Origin of the sequence: Thiohalocapsa halophila (genome assembly GCF_016583825.1) — a bacterium.
Classification (GTDB): Bacteria; Pseudomonadota; Gammaproteobacteria; order Chromatiales; family Chromatiaceae; genus Thiohalocapsa; species Thiohalocapsa halophila.
Genome location: NZ_NRRV01000198.1, coordinates 1 through 1221 on the forward strand (window position 1 = coordinate 1; position 1221 = coordinate 1221).

Sequence of the window (1221 nt, forward strand, 5' to 3'; positions counted from 1 at the left end):
CAGACTGGCTTGGTTTGTCCTGTCCGTGTCTTGCCCTGATGGCTCGCTCATGATGGCTCCTCCAGGGCGATCAACGGCTCGCTGATCCAGGTGCCTTTGCAGCGCGGGCACTTGCCCGGCTTGTTCAGCGTCGTCATCGCCTCAGCAGGTGAGATGCACGGCGGCGACGATCCGCGCGCACGTCTGCTGCAGCCGGTTGAAGGCCTCGACCGCCGCGCCCGTGTCCGCGACCCGCACATCGATGCCCGCATTGCGCAGGCAATCGAGCGTCTCCCCGGGCACCTGCATGCGCCCATAACAGCCGGTGCCGAGCACGAGCACCTCCGGGCGCTCGGCCAGGACGGTCGCCAGGTCCTCAAGCGCCAGCCGATGTCCGGACTGACGCCACCAGTGTGCCTGGACATGGTCCGGGAAGATGATGACGTCGGCGTCGTAGCTCTGCCCTTCGATGTCGATGCGGCCGAAGCGATAGTTGTCGATGTGCATGGCTGGATGCCTCTCAGGCAGAATGAGGCGGAAGCGACCGGATGACATGCATGTCGCCGCCGGTCAATGGGTCGATCGACCGGCAGGCTGGACCTGTGCTAAGCGTAGTCCCACAACGACGGCGCGGTGACCATCACCGCGGCACCGCCATGCCATGCCGTCGCCGCCCGATCATGACTCGGCCACTGCCGAGAGGAGCGAAATGACTATGCATCCCGAGACCGCCATCGTCGCCGGCGTCGGCCCGGGCTTGGGCGCGGCGTTGTGTCGCCGCCTGGCAGCAGACGGCTATCGCGTCGCCGGATTGGCCCGCGGTACGGCCGGCCGCCTGGATCTGGCCGCCGAGCTGGGTCCAGATCGCTACCAGGCCCTTAGCTGTGATGTCACCGACGCGGCGCAGATGGACGCGGCGATCGGACAAGTCGAGGCGCAGTGGGGACCGGCGAGCGTCTACGTCCACAACGCCGCCCCCTTTCACAGGGGCGCCTTCACGGACACCGATCCTGCCACCTTCGAGTCGCTCTGGCGCGTCACGTGCCTTGGCGCCGTGCACGGGGCACAGCGGGTCGTCCCGGGGATGCTGGAGGCGAAGCGGGGCGTCCTCCTGTTCATCGGCGCCACCGCCGCCGTCAAGGCCGGCGCCAAGTTCTCCGCCTTCGGCTCGGCGAAGTTCGCCCTGCGCGGTCTGGCGCAGTCGTTGGCAAGGGAGCTGGGCCCGCAGGGCATCCACGTCGC

General features: G+C 68.1%; 2 protein-coding genes. One reads left to right on the forward strand and one right to left on the reverse strand.

Annotated features, from left to right (window positions below; genetic code table 11):
- Window positions 1–141: 141 nt before the first annotated feature.
- The gene (locus CKO31_RS25945; protein ID WP_200243763.1) at window positions 142–486 is read right to left on the reverse strand and encodes an Mth938-like domain-containing protein; all 345 of its coding nucleotides are present in this window, start codon (window positions 484–486) and stop codon (window positions 142–144) included.
- A gap of 208 nt (window positions 487–694) precedes the next feature.
- Between CKO31_RS25945 and CKO31_RS25950 the strand changes: the two genes are divergently transcribed.
- Window positions 695–1221, forward strand: a 527-nt coding sequence (locus CKO31_RS25950; RefSeq protein ID WP_200243769.1) for an SDR family NAD(P)-dependent oxidoreductase, incomplete at its 3' end; no start/stop codon positions are given.

What these genes read in the sequence shown, in the direction of transcription:
- CKO31_RS25945 (WP_200243763.1), bottom strand. Translation starts at nt 486, where the DNA reads ATGCACATCGACAACTATCGCTTCGGCCGCATCGACATCGAAGGGCAG.